General features: G+C 38.6%; 17 protein-coding genes and 1 pseudogene. 7 read left to right on the top strand and 11 right to left on the bottom strand.

Features of this window, described 5'->3' with window-relative positions:
- Nucleotides 1–54 precede the first annotated feature (54 nt).
- The 4 genes from G0028_RS01840 to lptF form a co-directional block, all read right to left on the bottom strand.
- Complete coding sequence (locus tag G0028_RS01840; protein WP_180044938.1) at nucleotides 55–1,230, bottom strand: S41 family peptidase; 1,176 nt, start codon at nucleotides 1,228–1,230, stop codon at nucleotides 55–57.
- Between the two features lie 18 nt (nucleotides 1,231–1,248).
- Nucleotides 1,249–2,796 (bottom strand): 2,3-bisphosphoglycerate-independent phosphoglycerate mutase, encoded by a 1,548-nt coding sequence (gene gpmI, locus G0028_RS01835; protein ID WP_180044939.1) that lies wholly within the window; start codon nucleotides 2,794–2,796, stop codon nucleotides 1,249–1,251.
- 124 nt (nucleotides 2,797–2,920) lie between these two features.
- On the bottom strand, nucleotides 2,921–3,991 hold the full coding sequence (lptG, locus tag G0028_RS01830) for an LPS export ABC transporter permease LptG (RefSeq protein ID WP_180044940.1): 1,071 nt from the start codon (nucleotides 3,989–3,991) through the stop codon (nucleotides 2,921–2,923).
- Nucleotides 3,991–5,091, bottom strand: coding sequence for an LPS export ABC transporter permease LptF (gene lptF, locus G0028_RS01825; protein WP_130074487.1), 1,101 nt, complete (start codon nucleotides 5,089–5,091; stop codon nucleotides 3,991–3,993). The genes lptG and lptF overlap by 1 nt, the downstream gene beginning before the upstream one ends.
- 146 nt (nucleotides 5,092–5,237) lie before the next feature.
- Here lptF and G0028_RS01820 point away from each other — a divergent pair, with 146 nt between their 5' ends.
- The 4 genes from G0028_RS01820 to G0028_RS01805 all read left to right on the top strand — a co-directional run bounded on the left by G0028_RS01820 (nucleotide 5,238) and on the right by G0028_RS01805 (nucleotide 8,104).
- A complete protein-coding gene (locus G0028_RS01820; RefSeq protein WP_180044941.1) occupies nucleotides 5,238–6,692 on the top strand; it encodes a leucyl aminopeptidase in 1,455 nt (484 codons plus the stop codon).
- Nucleotides 6,685–7,092 carry a DNA polymerase III subunit chi gene (locus G0028_RS01815; protein ID WP_130074485.1) on the top strand — a complete coding sequence of 136 codons (408 nt, stop codon included), beginning with the start codon at nucleotides 6,685–6,687 and terminating at the stop codon, nucleotides 7,090–7,092. Before G0028_RS01820 ends, G0028_RS01815 begins: the two co-directional genes overlap by 8 nt.
- 29 nt (nucleotides 7,093–7,121) lie before the next feature.
- Nucleotides 7,122–7,748 (top strand): hypothetical protein, encoded by a 627-nt coding sequence (locus tag G0028_RS01810; protein WP_218946242.1) that lies wholly within the window; start codon nucleotides 7,122–7,124, stop codon nucleotides 7,746–7,748.
- Between the two features lie 137 nt (nucleotides 7,749–7,885).
- On the top strand, nucleotides 7,886–8,104 hold the full coding sequence (locus G0028_RS01805; protein ID WP_130074484.1) for a hypothetical protein: 219 nt from the start codon (nucleotides 7,886–7,888) through the stop codon (nucleotides 8,102–8,104).
- 84 nt (nucleotides 8,105–8,188) lie between these two features.
- On the opposite strand, the gene G0028_RS01800 is transcribed toward G0028_RS01805, so the two are convergent.
- The 7 genes from G0028_RS01800 to glnK all read right to left on the bottom strand — a co-directional run bounded on the left by G0028_RS01800 (nucleotide 8,189) and on the right by glnK (nucleotide 14,549).
- Nucleotides 8,189–8,734, bottom strand: coding sequence for a VTT domain-containing protein (locus G0028_RS01800; RefSeq protein ID WP_180044942.1), 546 nt, complete (start codon nucleotides 8,732–8,734; stop codon nucleotides 8,189–8,191).
- A 112-nt stretch (nucleotides 8,735–8,846) separates the two neighbouring features.
- Nucleotides 8,847–9,506: a riboflavin synthase gene (locus G0028_RS01795; protein WP_180044943.1), complete on the bottom strand. Its 660-nt coding sequence runs from the start codon at nucleotides 9,504–9,506 to the stop codon at nucleotides 8,847–8,849.
- 213 nt (nucleotides 9,507–9,719) lie between these two features.
- The gene (locus G0028_RS01790; protein ID WP_130074481.1) at nucleotides 9,720–11,024 is read right to left on the bottom strand and encodes a DNA adenine methylase; all 1,305 of its coding nucleotides are present in this window, start codon (nucleotides 11,022–11,024) and stop codon (nucleotides 9,720–9,722) included.
- Nucleotides 11,021–12,118, bottom strand: a complete 1,098-nt coding sequence (gene ribD / locus G0028_RS01785; protein WP_180044944.1) for a bifunctional diaminohydroxyphosphoribosylaminopyrimidine deaminase/5-amino-6-(5-phosphoribosylamino)uracil reductase RibD — start codon at nucleotides 12,116–12,118, stop codon at nucleotides 11,021–11,023. The genes G0028_RS01790 and ribD overlap by 4 nt, the downstream gene beginning before the upstream one ends.
- A 21-nt stretch (nucleotides 12,119–12,139) precedes the next feature.
- Nucleotides 12,140–12,610: a transcriptional regulator NrdR gene (gene nrdR, locus G0028_RS01780; RefSeq protein WP_065995122.1), complete on the bottom strand. Its 471-nt coding sequence runs from the start codon at nucleotides 12,608–12,610 to the stop codon at nucleotides 12,140–12,142.
- A gap of 155 nt (nucleotides 12,611–12,765) precedes the next feature.
- Nucleotides 12,766–14,151, bottom strand: a complete 1,386-nt coding sequence (locus G0028_RS01775; RefSeq protein ID WP_180044945.1) for an ammonium transporter — start codon at nucleotides 14,149–14,151, stop codon at nucleotides 12,766–12,768.
- 59 nt (nucleotides 14,152–14,210) lie between these two features.
- The gene (gene glnK / locus G0028_RS01770; protein ID WP_004650081.1) at nucleotides 14,211–14,549 is read right to left on the bottom strand and encodes a P-II family nitrogen regulator; all 339 of its coding nucleotides are present in this window, start codon (nucleotides 14,547–14,549) and stop codon (nucleotides 14,211–14,213) included.
- Nucleotides 14,550–14,824: 275 nt separating this feature from the next.
- On the opposite strand from glnK, the gene G0028_RS01765 reads away from it, so the two are divergent.
- The 3 genes and pseudogenes from G0028_RS01765 (at nucleotide 14,825) to G0028_RS01755 (ending at nucleotide 17,893) form a co-directional block, all read left to right on the top strand.
- The gene (locus G0028_RS01765; protein WP_130074478.1) at nucleotides 14,825–15,046 is read left to right on the top strand and encodes an accessory factor UbiK family protein; all 222 of its coding nucleotides are present in this window, start codon (nucleotides 14,825–14,827) and stop codon (nucleotides 15,044–15,046) included.
- Nucleotides 15,047–15,123: 77 nt separating this feature from the next.
- Nucleotides 15,124–15,969: pseudogene (locus tag G0028_RS01760) on the top strand (YifB family Mg chelatase-like AAA ATPase); the annotation flags it as partial.
- Nucleotides 15,970–16,084: 115 nt separating this feature from the next.
- Complete coding sequence (locus tag G0028_RS01755) at nucleotides 16,085–17,893, top strand: hypothetical protein (protein ID WP_046267466.1); 1,809 nt, start codon at nucleotides 16,085–16,087, stop codon at nucleotides 17,891–17,893.
- The last annotated feature ends 159 nt before the right edge of the window (nucleotides 17,894–18,052 follow it).

The raw sequence follows: 18,052 nt of genomic DNA, 5'->3' as shown, positions 1-18,052 counted from the left end.
TGCACACTGAACATGAAGATTGAATTATTTTTTAGTTTCAGTAGCCTATTTCCATCAATCACGATGCTTCAACAAAAGTTCAGAGACATTATTTAAATATGTGTCTTCTTTCATTTCTAAATGCCAAGGGTACTCTTGATTTGGTGTGATCCCTAAGCCATCAATTTTCGTGTCTTTAGGCGTGAAATAATGTGATACCGTCATTTGTAAGGCTGCACCATTCGGTAATGGAAAAAGCTTTTGTACCACCCCTTTACCATAACTTTTCTCACCCATCACCCACGCACGTTGATGGTCTTTCATCGCAGCAGTAAATACTTCTGCTGCCGATGCTGAGCGATTATTAATTAAAATCCCTATTTTAAGTTGGGTAAACTCATTGCCGGGTAAAGCTTGAAATTGTTGATTACCTTCGGAACGGCTTTTGGTTGAAACAATCGTTCCTTGATTTAAAAATAAATCCGCGGTTTCAACAGCAGATGATAATAATCCACCTGGATTATTACGTAGGTCAATCAATACCGCTTTAATCCGTGCTGCGCTATACTCTTCTAAAAGACGCTTGATTTCATTTGCAGTATCCTGCTGAAATACTTTAACTTTTAAAACCAAGACTTGATTGTGTAATAACACAGGCTCAATATCTGCAATTTCTAGTTTCTTATTGCGTAATAACGTAATCGCAGGGCTTTTCGGGTTGAGTTGTAATTGAAAACTCGAACCAATTGAGCCATGTAACAAGTCTTCAACTTGTTCTGCATTTAAATTTTTTAGCTCTTGATTATCAATTTTAAAAACAGTGAAGCCTTCTTTTAAGCCTTGTTTTGCTGCGTCTGAATTTTCTTTTAATTGGCTGATTTGCCACTGATGCATATGTGTATCAAAAACCAGTTTAAAGTCGACTGTTGCCAAATCTGCTTCAGTATATTGCATCAACTGCTTATAGTCTTCTGGACTTAAATAACGTGAATAGCGATCTAACCCACTCACCAAGCCTTTAATTGCTTGTAAAAATAAAAAATCATCAGGTTTTTCTTGTACATAATTGTCTTTGACAATGCCATAAATTTGCACAAATTGTTCAATAGACTCTATGGGGACTTCGGCTGTACTTTGCTCCATTTCATCATCAAAATCGAGCACTGCGGATTGCTCCGCAGCCCAAACAGAATGGCTTCCACTGGCAATTAACCCTGTTAAAACAGCAATGTATTTCCAAGCTTGAGCCATTCACTCACCTTTTTGGTTTTATGGATTTAGCGTAATTAAATTACGTCCCTGCATTTCTTTAGGTACAGGAATATTCATGAGATTCAACAATGTTGGAGCAACATCTGCCAACACACCACCTTCTGCAATTGTAGCTGAAGTTGGACCAACATAGATAAATGGAACTAATTCAGTGGTATGTTGAGTATGAACCTGACCGCTGACATAGTCTTGCATTTGTTCTACATTACCATGATCGGCAGTAATAATCATATGCCCATGTTTTGCCATCACTGCTTCATACAAACGCCCTAAACTTGTATCTACAGCCTCTACTGCTTTTACAGCGGCATCAAAGACACCTGTATGACCGACCATATCACCATTGGCATAGTTCACCACCAATAAGTCATATTCACCTGAATTAATTGCAGCAACCAATTGTTCTGTAACCTCAGGCGCACTCATTTCTGGCTGTAAGTCATAGGTTGCAACTTTTGGTGATGGAATCAAAATACGCTTTTCACCTGGATATTCATCTTCACGACCACCACTAAAGAAGAATGTTACATGTGCATATTTTTCAGTTTCAGCAATACGTAATTGGGTTTTTCCCAATGAAGATAAGTATTCACCAATTGAATTTTTAAGTTCTTCAGGCATATACGCAACAGGTGCATCAATCGTTGCCTGATAGCGTGTCAACATGACAAATTTAGACAGATTTGGTACAACTTTACGTTCAAAACCTGCAAAGTCTTTTTCAACAAAGGCTTTGGTGATTTCACGTGCACGGTCAGCACGGAAATTCATAAACACAATGCTGTCACCATCTGAAACTTTGGCAATTTCACCAATGCGAGTCGCTTTCACAAATTCATCATTTTCATTGGCTGCATACGCTTGTTCTAAGCCTTCAATCGCAGAGTCAACAACACGAAGCGCTTCGCCTTCGGTCATTAAACGGTAAGCTTGTTCAACTCGCTCCCAACGGTTGTCACGATCCATGGCAAAATAACGACCAATCATGGTGGCAATACGACCTTGATTTGAATATTGTGCAAATAAAGCATCCAGTTTTTCCAATGAAGGCTGTGCACTACGTGGCGGTGTATCACGTCCATCAAGGAAGGCATGTAAATACACTTTAGCACCACGTTTCAATGCTAACTCGCACATTGCCACGATATGATCTTCATGTGAATGCACACCACCTTGTGACAATAAACCCATGATGTGCACTGCCCCATTCGCTGCTTTGGCTTTTTCTACAGCATCGACAAGAACTTCATGCTCAAAAAAAGCACCATCACGAATATCTTTGGTAATACGGGTAAAGTCTTGATACAACACACGACCTGCACCCAAGTTCATGTGACCGACTTCAGAGTTACCCATTTGACCATCAGGTAGACCGACATCTTCACCAGAGCCTGAAATTAAACTATGCGGATGCTTGTCTTGCATCATGGTTAGATTTGGCGTTTTTGCTGCTAAAAACGCATTATCTTCGACCGCTTCACGATGACCCACACCGTCCATGATCACAAGAACGTGAGGGATTTTGCCAGCAGTTGCATCCGTCATGATTTACACTCTTTTCTGTTTACAAATTAATCGTCATATCTTACCTTCTTTTGAGATAAGACTCTATGTGCTGCTGATGGTATTCATTTATAAGTACCATCAGTATTTTAAATGAGAAAGATTACTATCTCGCTCGATATAATAAATAACTACCCACACCAAACATCAGTACGATTGGTACGAATACAAACCATGCAGGAGATGGTGAATAGACCAAACTCGCATAACCTAAAAAGTCTTGAATATAGTAAAAACCAAGTCCAACAAATAGAGCAATCACTAAACGAAAGCCCATAGACTGCTGACGTAATGGTCCAAAAATAAATGAACAAGCAATCAAAACCAGTGCTAACAAAGCAAACGGCGAACCAACATTTTGCCAAAATGCCAATAAATATGTTTTGGGCACTTGGCTATATTGATCCATATAGCGCATAAAGCTGACCAATTGGCTAGGTGATAAATCTTCAGGATCAATCGTCACCATATGCACATATTTAGGTTGTAATGCTAAAGCAAAATTATGCTGGCGATCACGGTTCAGGGTTGCTCGGCCATCTGATTGTAAATTTACTTGTGTCGCTTGGCTGAGGTTCCATTGACCATTTTCAACAAAATTGCCTTGTTCAGCATTTAACAGCGATTTCATACGATAATCTTGATCAAAGTCAACAACTTGGACTTGCTTTAAATTACCTTTTGAGTTGGCATAGTCAATATAAATAAAACGCTGCCCTTCTCTTGTCCAATAACCTTTAACTTCACCTAAAGCTGCAACACTTTGTTTACTTTTGATACTTTTCGCTTGTTCGTTGGTATAAGGCACAACAAATTGGCTCAAGATAAAAGAAAGTACAACCAATAGCATGGCTGATCGCATGACCCAACCCACAATACGCCACAGACTAATTCCTGAAGCACGCATTACAATCAATTCACTATTCGATGCTAATGTGCCTAACCCCAAAACCGCACCAATCAAAGCAGAAATAGGGAGAATCTCATAAAGGTATTTCGGTGCGCCCCACATCACATACTGGAAAGCATTCCAAGCGCTATAACCGTCTTTTAACTCTCCCAATTCACCTAAATAAGTAAATAGAATTTGCAAGATCGATAATACTGCTGTTGCACCCAACATTGCGAGTGCTGTCGTATTGACCACATGCTTGGCGACAATTTTACGTGCTAACATTATGATTTCACTCGCTGAATTTGTTTTTTGATTTTAGGTGCTAACTTTTGCTTACGGGAAAATAATGCAGCAGCAATTGCATAGAATAACAATACTGCAGGATATGCCCACATGCCGATTTCATCTTTACTGATGCGGGTTTTAATCGCCATGAGTGCGACAATTAAACTGGCAAAAATCAACAATGCTGGAAAGAGTTTTAAATAACGCCCTTGACGTGGACTCACTTCTGACAATGCTGTTGCTAACATCAATGCCACAATCATGCTAAAAGGTACAAAAATCCGCCACCCCAACTCACTACTTATCACAGGGTCGGCAGTATTTTTGAGTAACTTAGAAAATGGCAAAGCTTCTACTTCATTACTTTCAAATTTGGCTTCTTTGTCATTTTCTAAACGTAAACGATAAGACTGAAACTCAGCTTGGGTATATTCAGGCCGACCTGGATAAATTTCGTAACGGCGACCTTGCAATAGGTCTACAACATTCGCCGTATCATCAGCAACTTCAACACGAGTGGCTTCTTTTGCCAAAATCATCACATCAGGTTTACCTGCTTTTTCCGCTCGCTGATAAAAGAAAATATCTTTTAAATTTTTACGATCATCAGATAAAGAACCTGCATAGATGGTATAAGGACCTGAAGAAATAAATTCTTTGGGTCGAACCAAGTCAAAACCTGTTCGCACTGCTTGGGTTGATACTAATTTTTCATATTCACGAATACCCCAAGGTGACATCCAAATCATCAACACACTTTGTACCACCAAATACACCACAGTTAATGGAATAAGTAAGCGTGCAAGTTGGATTTTACTGACCCCACTTCCGTTTAAAACCGCCATTTCATGATCTACATAGAGCCGACCAAAGACCAGCATTAAGCCAATAAAAAAGCCAAGCGGCAAAATTAAAGTCAAAAATTCAGGTAAGCGATAGCCAATAATACTAAATAAAATCGTGGCATCTAAGCGCCCTTGAGCTGCGACACCAAAATACTTGATCAAACGTCCACCCATCATAATGAGTGTGAGCAGTGCAACAACAACCAAAGATGTTGAAACAACTTGTTTGACGAGATAACGTCTTATAATCAAGGGAATCTTCCAAAGTGAGTTGGGGAATATGCGTTTTAGTATTTTACCCGAATGTTAAAAATATAAAACCACATTGAAATTCTATCATTGGTAGTGTTTCAATGGTTTAATGTTTTCAAACGTCTCTAAAGGCATATAGATCGCATATGAAATTAAGCATTCATACTTCAGCAACAAGCAGTGCATCAAGCCAAGCACTTTTTATTTTGGCAAGTTCAGACCACTTAGCAGAAGTACATTCTAACTATCAAATCAAAGATTTAGATACTGCAATTAACGCAACACAATTTAAAGCAAGTGTTGCGGAAACGTTAACACTGGTTGGTCAAGTGACACAAAATGCTTACAGCATTTTAGTCGGAGTTGGTCAAGCAAGTGAGTTAAAAGCTGCAAAATTAGCAAAAATCTCACAAATCATTATCAAAGCGTCACAAAAAAAATTCAAACAAATCAGTATTGATATTTCGGCTTTACCTGCTGAATTACATTACCTCTTTGCTTTAAGTTTGACGCAAGCTGCATATGGCTATGATGAGTTCAAAAGCAAAAAGAATGAATTTCTGCTCACTGATGTTGAACTTGTTGCTGCACAAACTAGCCTTGATGCAGCACAAATCAGTTTGATTGAAGCAGTGCAACAAGGTCAAAACTTTGCACGTGACTTAGGCAACTGCCCTGCAAATATCTGTTTTCCTGAATATTTAGCAGATCAAGCACGCGCGCTTGCTGCTGAATTCCCTGATGTTTTAAAAGTAACAGTACTCGAAGAACAGCAATTGGCTGATTTAGGCATGCATTCATTCCTTGCTGTCAGCAAAGGTTCAGAACGCCCAGGACGAGTCATTACCCTTGAATATAAAGCCAATCCAGATCAAGCCCCTGTGGTCTTAGTCGGTAAAGGGATTACTTTTGATACTGGCGGTATTTCGCTTAAACCTGGTATCGGCATGGATGAAATGAAGTTTGATATGTGCGGTGCAGCCTCTGTACTTGGTACATTACGCGCTTTATGTGAAGCCAACTTACCGATCCATGTGGTGGGTACGATTGCTGCTGCTGAAAATATGCCATCAGGTCATGCAACCCGTCCGGGTGATATTGTCACCACAATGAGTGGACAGACTGTTGAAATTTTAAATACCGATGCAGAAGGTCGTTTGGTATTGTGTGACACGCTGACCTACGTCAAACGTTTTAATCCTGCAGTGGTGATTGATATTGCGACATTGACAGGCGCTTGTGTAGTTGCACTTGGTAAAGTACTCAGTGGTTTATTTACGCCAGATGATGAACTTGCACAAGAAATCAATGTTGCAGGTGAGGAAAGCTTTGACCGTGTATGGCGACTTCCTGTCATTGACGATTATCAAGAAATGCTCGATTCAAACTTTGCAGACATTGGCAATATCAGTGGTGCAGGTCCTCAAGCAGGCGCAATTTTAGCAGCATGCTTCTTACAACGTTTCACACGTGAATACCGTTGGGCACATTTAGATGTGGCAGGAACAGCATGGTTATCAGGTGCAGCGAAAGGCTCTACAGGGCGTCCTGTACCATTGCTCATGCAATTCATTGCCAATCGTGCGAAAACCCATGGCTAAAATTAGCTTTTATCTGTTTGAAAAAAGCCCAGAACGACGAGTGCAAAGCACTTGTCGTCTCTGCCGCAAGATTTCAAAGCAACATGCCAAAATTTGGATTCATTGTCCTGATCTCGAAATACAGCAGCAACTTGATGATTTACTATGGGAATTTGATGCAAGTAGCTTCCTCGCACATGGGATTGATCAAGAAACAGCACCCATCTGTATTTCTGCTCATTTACCCAATGCATCTGAATGGATTGTGTTTAATTTTAACAATCAAGCACTTGAACAAGCTGCACAATTTAGTCACATTATTGAAATTGTTGAAAATGATGAGCCTGCTAAACAAATCGGTCGTGAAAAATACAAAACATACCGACGTTTAGGCTTCTCCCCTCAAACATTTAAACTCTAAAAGTATTTTCAAATCTCAAAAGGAGATGCATGGTGGCATTGAATGTAGGTCAAGATTTTAAACAGCGTTGGCTAGACGCACCTGAGGCTGTACGCCAAACCTATCTAGATGATCTCAATCGCATTTGTGATTTGTTAAGTCCTGAGTCAAATCTCCAAGCATGGATGGACAATGACAAACGTGCCATGCAAGTCGCACAGCTTAAAGTTGAACAAGCTTATGCAGATCTCAAAGCTCAACTGATCGAAGAGGCACGTGTTCGTAAACAATTGGCTTTAGAAAAATCTTTAGCTGAAAAAAGAGCACTACAAAAGCAATATAATCAGCAACTGTTAGATGATGAAATACGCCAATATCAACAGCAAACTGTTTCTCTTGCTGCTTTACGTGAAGACATTCTTTCTGAGATTTCAAAACATACTGAACGCTATACCAAAAATCCCAATACACCTGCGACAGATTATGCAAATAATCATTTTAAAATTGCAGACCATCAAATCATGTCTGAACTAGAAAGTGTGCGCTTACGTTTAGAGCTTGAAGCAGAAACCTGGATTGAAAAAGCGGTTCAAGACTTTAGAGCTAAACTTAAAGCAGCCTCAGATGAAGAAATTGCCTACATTTTGAAAAATTCACAATTCTCTAAAGAAGAATAACGGATAACCTTAGTATTTTTTGTGATTTAAGATGTCATTAAATTGACATGAAAGTGTCACATCATAGTCATGTTTTAATCTTTTGATGATCAAAACAATTTTTGAATTCTTCAAAATTGCATGACTAGGAACATAAAATGGATATGTTAGATCAAATCTCTGAGCAAATTGCAGTTCTTGATTCAGGTGAAAAATGGACGCTTTCCGCGCAGGACTTATTGATCAGTCGTGCAGACTTTCATTCAATTTCTGTATTTTTAAGTCTTGAATCTGAAAAAGGTTTTTTTTCAATCGAACAAGATCTCCCGAAAAAACAATGGTTCCAGCCTACAGAAATCACCATTACCAAACATTGATTTTTATTTTTAAAATTATTTCATAGACCAAGCTCAATTCAAATAGGCTTGGTTTTTATCTTCATTTAAAAGCATGCAGTTTTATTAAAATAAATCAACTGTGTAAGAAATCAAATTCCCTGTCCCATAACCAATTCCTAATAAAATACCAATCCAAAAAACCCCGCCTAAGACATTATAAAACATAAAATTACTCATCTTCATATGCCCTGCACCTGCGGCAAATGGTGCAGATGAACGCACAAAAGGAATAAAACGTGCCATCATGATGGTCTTACCGCCATGTTTTAGAAAATAAGCATTGGTTTTTTCAATATAATCAGGTTTGAAAACTTTAGGATGCTTGTTAAAAAAACGAAATCCGAGTGCTCGCCCTGTATAGTAATTCACGATATAACCTAAAATTGAAGCAATCATCAGCAAAATTGCCATATAGCTCAAATGCACCGCTTCAGCCGTTGAGCACAATGCGCCAATGGCAATGAGCAAACTATCGCCTGGCAAAAAAAACATAAAGACTGAGCCAGTTTCTGCAAAAATAATCAGAAATAAAATGGCATAAATCCATAAACCATATTGATCAAGTAACACAGGCAATAATTGTTCTATATGCATCAAAAAATCAAGCAATACTCTATTCTCCTGTTAATAAAGTCATTGCAATATATTCGTCTAGTTTCATGATGTAAATAAAAAAAAGCCTAAAATAAATTAGACTTTTGATTTCTCAAGCTACACTCGCCTATTTTAAAAAGCCATTTTGTGCTAAAAATTCCATACTGAGTTTTGACTCAGTTTTCACTTCAGCCGCTTTATCACCAAGTAATAAACGCTCAATATAACGTGCTAAAATATCTACCTCTAAGTTGACTTTTGTTCCGACTTTCCATGTCCCAATGTTGGTACGTTCTGCCGTATGAGGGATCAAATTTAAACTCAGAATATTTCCACGTAAATGATTAATCGTTAAGCTAATACCATCGACAGTAATGGAGCCTTTTTCTGCTAAATATTTCGCAATTTCAACAGGGGCAGTGACTTCAAAATATAATGAACGCGCATCTGAACGAACAACCGTAATCTCACCGACCACATCCACATGCCCACTGACAATATGCCCACCAAAACGTGTGGTAGGCAACATGGCTTTTTCAACATTGACCACCTGCCCGACTTTCCAATCTGCCAAAGTCGAACGGTTTAAGCTTTCCAGTGAAACGTCAGCCGCATACCAATTTTCACCCCAATCAATCACGGTGAGACAAATTCCATTGGTTGCAATTGAATCGCCTAAATGTACATCAGACATATCTAAGTCGGTATGAATACGTAAACGCACATCACCGCCTACGCTTTGCAAACTTTCTACTTGACCTAAACTTTCAATAATGCCTGTAAACATATTTCACCTTTGTTTTTGGGTTGCAATGCTATTCTATGCAAGAACGTCGTGTAATTCGATCTTTTCTTTATCACGCTTCTTGCCCAATGCGCATTTAAAAGTTGTTATATACAGATCATAACAAAGCTGAGCGCGATTCAATGATGCCATCAATTCCATGGCATTTTCAGCACTAAAAAAGATGCTATTTTTAAGCATCTGTTTTATTTCGCCTTACCACAAATCCAGTTGCGTACAAACACCTGACGTATCTACTCCGCCCAATTCAGCGAAATGATAAAGCTGACCTAAGAGTTGGCGCAGTGGTGGGCCTGATTTAGCATGCGTATCGGTAATCACAATAAACTCTAAGACACGTGCACGCTCTGACTGACGTTGCTTACTCACTCGATAACGGGGTACATCTTGAGTCAAAAGCGACACTTTGCCACGTTTTAAATTGGCTTCGAGCAAGTCTTTAACTTCGATATTACCATCCGTTGAATAACTGGTTAAAATATAACGAGCATTAATCGTCGACAATAATTTTTCATACGCTTCTTGTGCATGTTTAGAAGAATTATAAGGACTTGGGCGCTCTTTACGCCATGCTCGGTCAATCCCGCTCTTAAATCCCTTGGTATCAGGTGTTGGAATATCCACTTGATCCCACAAGGTTAAAGAGTTTAAAACATGATAATTACTACTATATGCATGCTGATTATACGGCGGGTCAAGATAAGCAACATCCACTTCAAAGCCACTCATTTGATTGGCTAAATGCTGTGCATCGACACACCACATTTCTGCCATGGGTGTACTTTGTTTCGCATCTGCCCCAATGTCACAAAAACGGCTTGGCATCAACCAAAGTAAAGACTCAATCCGTTCCAAAGCAGACTGCGTACGCCCGCCCCAACCATGATGAAAGCTTTTAAATACGCCACTGGTATTACTGACAAAACTTGCTGAGTATAATAAAGGTGCAAGCAAAGCACTCATTTCCACATCATCAATTGCACCTTGCGCTTGCCATGTCGCAATTTGCTGACGAATGGCATCTATTCGCATCCCATTACGACGTTTAAAGAATAAACGGTCACGACTAGGATCATAAATCTCATCATTACGTGGACATAGATTATGGGTTACCCAACCTTTGACTTCGGGCAACCGGTTTAAATAATCTATCGCTTTTTGATACCCCCCCAATTCCTTAAATGCGGGCGCATCTGTACATGCCAAAAGTGCATGATTTAAGGCGTGGCTATAAGGTTCCCAATCATTTGCAATCACACGGTAACCATTTTGTCGCGCTAAACGCGACACCACACCACTTCCTGCAAAAAAGTCAGCAAAAATTGGAGCACGTTTTCCTTTATGGTGTAATGTCCCTGTCTGCTCCAATGCTTCTAAAATCAGATGTAACAATCGGCGCTTGTTCCCCAAATAAGGTACAAGCTGATTGAAAAGATATTCATCTGTCGTACGGGCGGCGTGACGACGTTTGTGATATACCGAAGAAGTCTCTGAATTCATACTGACTCTTGCAAAGGAGTTAATCTTAAGCGGATGTCTTGTCCTAATGGGATCACATCCTCAAGTTTAAAACGAAGTTGTTGTGACATCTGTTCAAAATTAGCATTGAACATGGCACGTGCGGATTGACCTAAAAATGTTGGTGCAACATAGCTAATCACTTCATCGACTAAATTTTCTTGTAAAAAAGCGGTCGAAAGTGTTGCACCTGCTTCAACCATCACATCATAAATTTGAAAATCTTTCAGTGTTCTGAGTAACGCTGACAAAGACTGAATTTCCAATTGTGTCACACCCAATTGGGCAAGCTCCTGACGAAATGGCCCCATGACCATGACAGTTTCAGGGTGCTTGAGAATCTGTGCATCCAACGGCAAACGCCCTTGACGGTCTAAAACAACCCGTTGTGGTTGCACGATATCATCAAGATTAACATCCACTAACTGACGTACATTAAGTTGTGGATCATCAGCTAAAATGGTTTCAATACCTGTGATCACAGCACCCGAAATGGCACGCCAATGCTGCACATCTTGACGTGCTTCATAACCTGTAATCCATTTTGACTCACCTGATGCCATCGCTGTACGCCCATCTAGACTAGAAGCGACTTTTAAACGCACATAAGGCATATCACTCGCCATCGCTTTTAAAAAGCCTTTATTTAAAACGGCAGCTTCTGGTTCACAGACCCCAACTTCAACGTGAATGCCTGCCTCTTTTAGAATTTGCACCCCCTTCCCTGACACCAACGGATTCGGGTCAGAACATGCCACCACCACATGCGCTACACCTGCCTCCACCAAACCTTTGGCACAAGGTGGTGTACGACCATAATGCGCACAAGGTTCTAAGGTCACATAAGCTGTTGCACCTTGTGCCAATTGCCCTGCTTCACGTAACGCAAAAACTTCTGCATGGGGTTGACCTGCTTTGGGGTGAAAACCTGTTCCAACCACTTTGCCATCTTTCACAATGACACAACCGACATTCGGATTTGGACGTGTGGAATATTGACCCTGTTGTGCCAATGCAATGGCTTGTCGCATCCAATATTGATGCTGTGCATCTTGCTCAAAAGAGGTAAGGCTCATAATTTTCTCAGATATTCCGTATCAATCTTGCTTTTCTTGATCACGGTGTTGCATCAATTCAATCTGACGGCGAAAAGCTTCAACGTCTTGGAAATCTTGATACACCGAAGCAAAACGCACATATGCCACATGATCTAATGCAAACAAAGACTGCATCACAATTTCTCCGATTGTCCGTGAACGTACATCTCGCTCACCCAAACGGCGAATTTTGAGTTGAATATCACTGAGTACGGTTTCAATTTGTTCTTGCGTGACGGGACGTTTTTGAAGTGCATGCATCAGTGAGCGACGTAGTTTTGACTCATCAAAAGGTTCACTTTTACCATCAGACTTATTTACCCTTGGCATCACCACTTCATAGGTTTCAAAAGTGGTAAATCGTTCTGCACATTTAATACATTCACGGCGTCTACGAATTTGGCAACCTTCAGCTGCCAAACGTGAGTCGATCACTTTACTATCTGCGGCGTTGCAAAATGGACAATGCATAATGATTTAATTGAACACATTTGTAAGATTTGCTTTAGTGTATCAAAAAAAAGGATTGTTGTTGAGCTTTACGCAATATATAGAAAAAAAACAGCCCAATTGGGCTGTTTTCCACAATATATAGTACTGCTTTAGATGTAATTCTATGATTAGTCTTATTCGATACGCTCGCCATGTTGACTTAAATCAAGTCCCATACGCTCATCATCTGTACCAACACGGATACCAATCACCAAATCAATCACTTTCAAGATGATAAAAGTCATAACCGCAGAATATGCAATTGTTGCAAGCACACCTTCAACTTGTACCCAAATTTGATGCATCATGTCAGTTGGAGCTTTTTCACCCATGATAAATTCACTTGCAAATACCGCTGTTAGAATGGCACCAACAATACCGCCCACACCATGTAGACCAAATGCATCTAAAGAGTCATCTGCTTTAAGGATACGTTTAAGACCAGAGATTCCCCAGAAACAAACCACACCACCAATCAAGCCCATAATCAAAGCACCACCAACAGTGACAAAACCTGCCGCTGGAGTGATGACCACTAGACCTGCAACTGCACCTGATGCAGCACCCAATACAGATGCTTTCCCACGTACCACTTTCTCAACCAATAACCATGAAATTGCTGCTGCGGCTGCGGCAATTTGTGTGGTCATTAAAGCATAGGCTGCTGAGCCGTTTGCACCTAAAGCAGACCCACCATTGAAACCGAACCAACCGACCCAAACCAGACTTGCACCAAGCACGGTTAAAGTTAGATTATGTGGCGCCATTGACTCTTTACCAAGCCCAATACGTTTACCCAATAAATATGCGGTAACTAAGCCTGCTACACCTGAATTGATATGCACCACCGTACCGCCTGCAAAATCAAGTGCACCATCATTCATTAACCAACCACCACCCCATACCCAATGGGCAATAGGGGCATACACAATCACGACCCAAATTGTAATAAATGCAATATAAGCACTAAATTTCATACGTTCAGCGATAGAACCGCTGATAATCGCCACAGTAATAATGGCAAAGGTCATTTGAAAAATAACAAAAAGAATTTCAGGAATCGTACCACTGAGTGCATCGGTTGTGATACCTGAAAGCATGAGTTTATCTAGATTACCAATAAAGGCATTACCACCACTAAAGGTTAAGGTATAGCCAACGACCACCCAAACAATACTTACAATTGCAGCAGCAAGTAAGCTGTGTGCCATGGTACTTAGGACATTTTTTTTACGCACCATACCGCCGTAGAATAATGCGAGACCAGGAATCGTCATCAGCAAAACCAAAGCAGTTGAAACCAAAATCCAAGCCGTATCACCCGTATTTAACGTTGGTTCTTCTTTTACTGCTGGAGCAGCAACAGGTGTACTTTCTGTTGTTGATATAGATGTTGGCGTAGCAGCACTTGATGCTGTGACTGCTGTAGCAGTGGGTTCAGTTACGCTTTCTTCAGCCCACGCAACTGATCCACCAAGAAGTGCGCCAGACAGGCTGAGCGCAAGTAGTATTTTTTTCATTCGTATCCCCCAACCAAGTTTTTCTGAGTTATCTGTTACTCAGCAAACTTCATGCCAAATTAAACAGCATCCGCACCAGTTTCACCTGTACGAATACGAATGACTTGTTCTAGATTAGTGACAAAAATTTTCCCATCACCAATTTTCCCAGTGCTTGCAACACGTGTAATTGATTCGATCACTGAATCTACCATTTCGTCACTGATTGCAATTTCAATTTTCACTTTTGGTAAAAAATCAACGACATATTCAGCACCACGATAAAGTTCAGTGTGACCTTTTTGACGACCAAAACCTTTCACTTCTGTGACGGTAATCCCTTGAACGCCAATTTCTGACAATGCTTCACGGACATCATCTAATTTGAATGGTTTTACAATTGCTGTTACGAGTTTCATGTTGTTTTCCTTCGGCTTTTATCACCAGTAAGGTTTTATGTTCAATTTTCATGCCAAAATTACTTAACGGTTGGGGAGTGTTAAGTGATTTTGTCAGAAATCGCCTTGTACCTTATTTTATACATTTTCTTGTAGTTTTCACTTTAAAAATTTTATATTTGCGATTGATTTTTTGTATTTTATTATTAATTCACTCGATACTATTCAGTTAACACTAGGGTCTATTTCAAAGCAATGTTAAACTAAACCAATCTCACTATTTTTTGGACATTAAAATGATTGAAACACTATTACAGGCAATTTTGGAACAAATTGATCAACCCAAGAAAGATTTAGAGCACAATTTACGTGCATTACTCAATGAAACTGTCAGTAAAATGGATCTGGTCTCAAAAGATGAATTAGAACGCCAAAAAACTGCACTACAAAATGCCAATACCCGTTTAACAGCCTTACAAGCACAAGTTAAGACCCTAGAAACCTTGATTCAAAAATAAAAAATAATATTTTTTGCACAAAAGAAGTGCATAAAAACAATAAAACGATTAAAAATAAAGCAAATTGGAATAATAACATGTCTTTTGCCAAAATTTATACACGAGGTTTACTCGGGTTACATGCACCACAAATAGAAGTTGAAGTTCATGTCAGCGCAGGTTTACCCTCTTTAACCATTGTAGGTTTACCTGAAGCTGCGGTGAGAGAAAGTAAAGATCGAGTGCGCTCAGCCATTATTAACAGTGGTTTTCAATTTCCGACCAAACGTTTAACCATTAATTTAGCCCCAGCCGATTTACCCAAAGATGGCTCACGCTTAGACCTCCCCATTGCAATGGGGATTTTAATTGCCACAGGTCAAATTCCTGAAGGTCAAACGGATGATTTTGAATTTATTGGGGAATTAGCACTCGATGGGCATCTTAGACCAAGCTCAGGCACATTGACCATTGCTATGGCATGCCAACAGGCACAACACTGCTTAATGCTCCCCACAGAAAATGCAACAGAGGCAGCACAACTGCCTGAAATCAAAGTCTTCGCTGCGTCTCACTTAAAACAAGTCTGTGCGCATTTTTCCAATACGCAAACAATTTCTGCAACTGAAAATGTAAGTACTGCATTGCAGCAACATTATAAGTTTGATTTAGCAGATGTAAAAGGACAAATGCGTCCACGCCGAGCTTTAGAAATTGCAGCTGCTGGTGGGCATTCTATTTTATTTAAAGGTCCACCCGGCACAGGCAAAACATTATTAGCCTCTCGGCTACCCAGTATTTTACCGCCACTCAATCATCAGGAAAATCTGCAAGTTGCCAGTATTTATTCGATTGCCAATTTAAAGCATCACTTTGGACAACGTCCCTATCGTGCTCCGCACCATACGGCATCTGCTATTGCCTTAGTCGGTGGCGGGTGTCACTTACAAAAATAAAAGCTAGTTTACAAAAATAGAAGCTAGTCAAATATATAAAAATAGACTATTAATAACTCATAATTTCTTTTTTATAATAACCTTTATTAGAGTATATTCTGATATGACCTCTATTGACTCATTTCCTGATGATGAAATCGAACGAGTTGTCTACCTATATAGTTGTTTAAAGTTAAATTCGAGTTCTGAATCTGACAATATATTAATTGAAGTTCTACTTGTTGAGCTTGATGCGGCAAACCCTAATCGTTTAAATGTATCTGAAAATTCTTACAACAAATATGATGTCACTTTTCGAGATTTGGATACAGTACAAATTGGCACAATATGGAAAGGCCAAACACGAATAGAGGGAAGAAAATTCTCTTTTAATAACTGTCTAAGAACAGTTAATTTTGAGTTTGATTTTTCCATTAACGAACCAAAGATCATTAGATTTGATGCTAAGATTCCTGATTCAGACGAATACTACTTATATAATGAAAAAATATTCATTCCTAAAAATGAATACAGTGCAAATGTGCCTTTTAGATATTACCCATTTTTAATGAGTAAATATTGTATTTTAAAATCAAATGATAATATCGAAGTACTTACAAGTTGTATTCATTCACTCCATGCTTTTTATATCCCTGCAAGAAAGGACATTAGAGGCCATATCATCAATGAAAATTACAGTATTTCACATATAGTTGATTTATTTTTAGAAAAATATGAAATTCAAAATGTTGAAAATGTTGAAAATGTTGAAAAAATATCTGTTGTACTGAAAAAAAATATGGTTAAAACCATAGGAAAAGAAGCGATCACATTTTTGGCAAATCTAGCACTAAACAAAAACACCCAAGAAAAAGTGCTAAATATACGAAATTCGTTAAATGACATAAAACTCGATAAAACTGGAAAGCCATATCCATCTAGATTTCCTAGTGTAATTCCTCCGCATTCAACAACAATGAGCTTAACTGCCGAAGGTATTTGGCTTGAAAATGGAAAACGATTTTTAATTACACACGTATCTAAAGTTTCTCCTATTGCTGATTTTCCTATAGTAGCTTATGCACCTGTAACAGAATCAGAGGAACAGATAGAAACCATTGATAAAGATAAAGTTCATAGACAAGGTCGAAACAAAAAAAAACGCAATAACACTCGTATCAACACCCAAGAAGACCCATCTCACAACAGAGGTGAAAATAAAAAACAGACTGATATTTCAGTAGATTTTACTGACTTCGATATTGAGATTATTGAAGAAGTAATTGAAACTGAATCAAATATACAATATATTGAAAGTAAAGAAAAAAATGAAAATAAAGATGAAGAATCATCAGGCAACCGTTATGGCAATAGAAAGAATAAACCTACAAAATCTGAAAATTCAGAAAAAAAACCGAATAAACTAGATGTAGATGATCTTGCTCTTATATTTAGTAGTTTAAAAAACATTGAAGCTAAAAAAGATTCTACTAAATTAACTAAAGTATCTTGCATTGATCAAAGTGGAAATCTTTCAGACACCTTTTCACTTTTACAGATAAAGCCCATCGTTAAATTCCCTATTCATAATACTTGGATTAACGATGACGTTGGAAGATTACTTTTGTTTTTAAAGTTAGAGTTAGCCGAATTTCATGATCATCTTTACCTTATTGATATTAAGAAAAATAACAAAAATAATGAAGCATTTTGTTTTTTTCTATTTATTACCAAAGAGATGCTTAATGAAAAAAATATAACCATGATTTGTGAAGCAATTGAGGGGAAAAAAGGAACAAAAAAATGGTTCGATATTTGCAAGACTAACTTCAATCAAAAAAGAGCCATGAAGCACATGCATACTGACCAAGCTGATTGGGTTGCAAGTTTTAATAAAATTTTCAAAATATTAATAAAAAAGAAAAAATTATAAATAGAGAATTAAATTTACTAAAATATGCTTCGTATTTATTGAAGAATTACGAAGCAGCTTGTTTTAAAACTTCTACTTCAAAATGATCCATTAGCTTCTTTATTACTTCTTTTTAAATAGATAACTCATATAAAGAATAGTATGAAATATATCTAAAAC

The organism is Acinetobacter piscicola, from assembly GCF_015218165.1.
Lineage (GTDB): Bacteria > Pseudomonadota > Gammaproteobacteria > Pseudomonadales > Moraxellaceae > Acinetobacter > Acinetobacter piscicola_A.
This window is presented reverse-complemented; position numbering and strand designations above follow the sequence as displayed.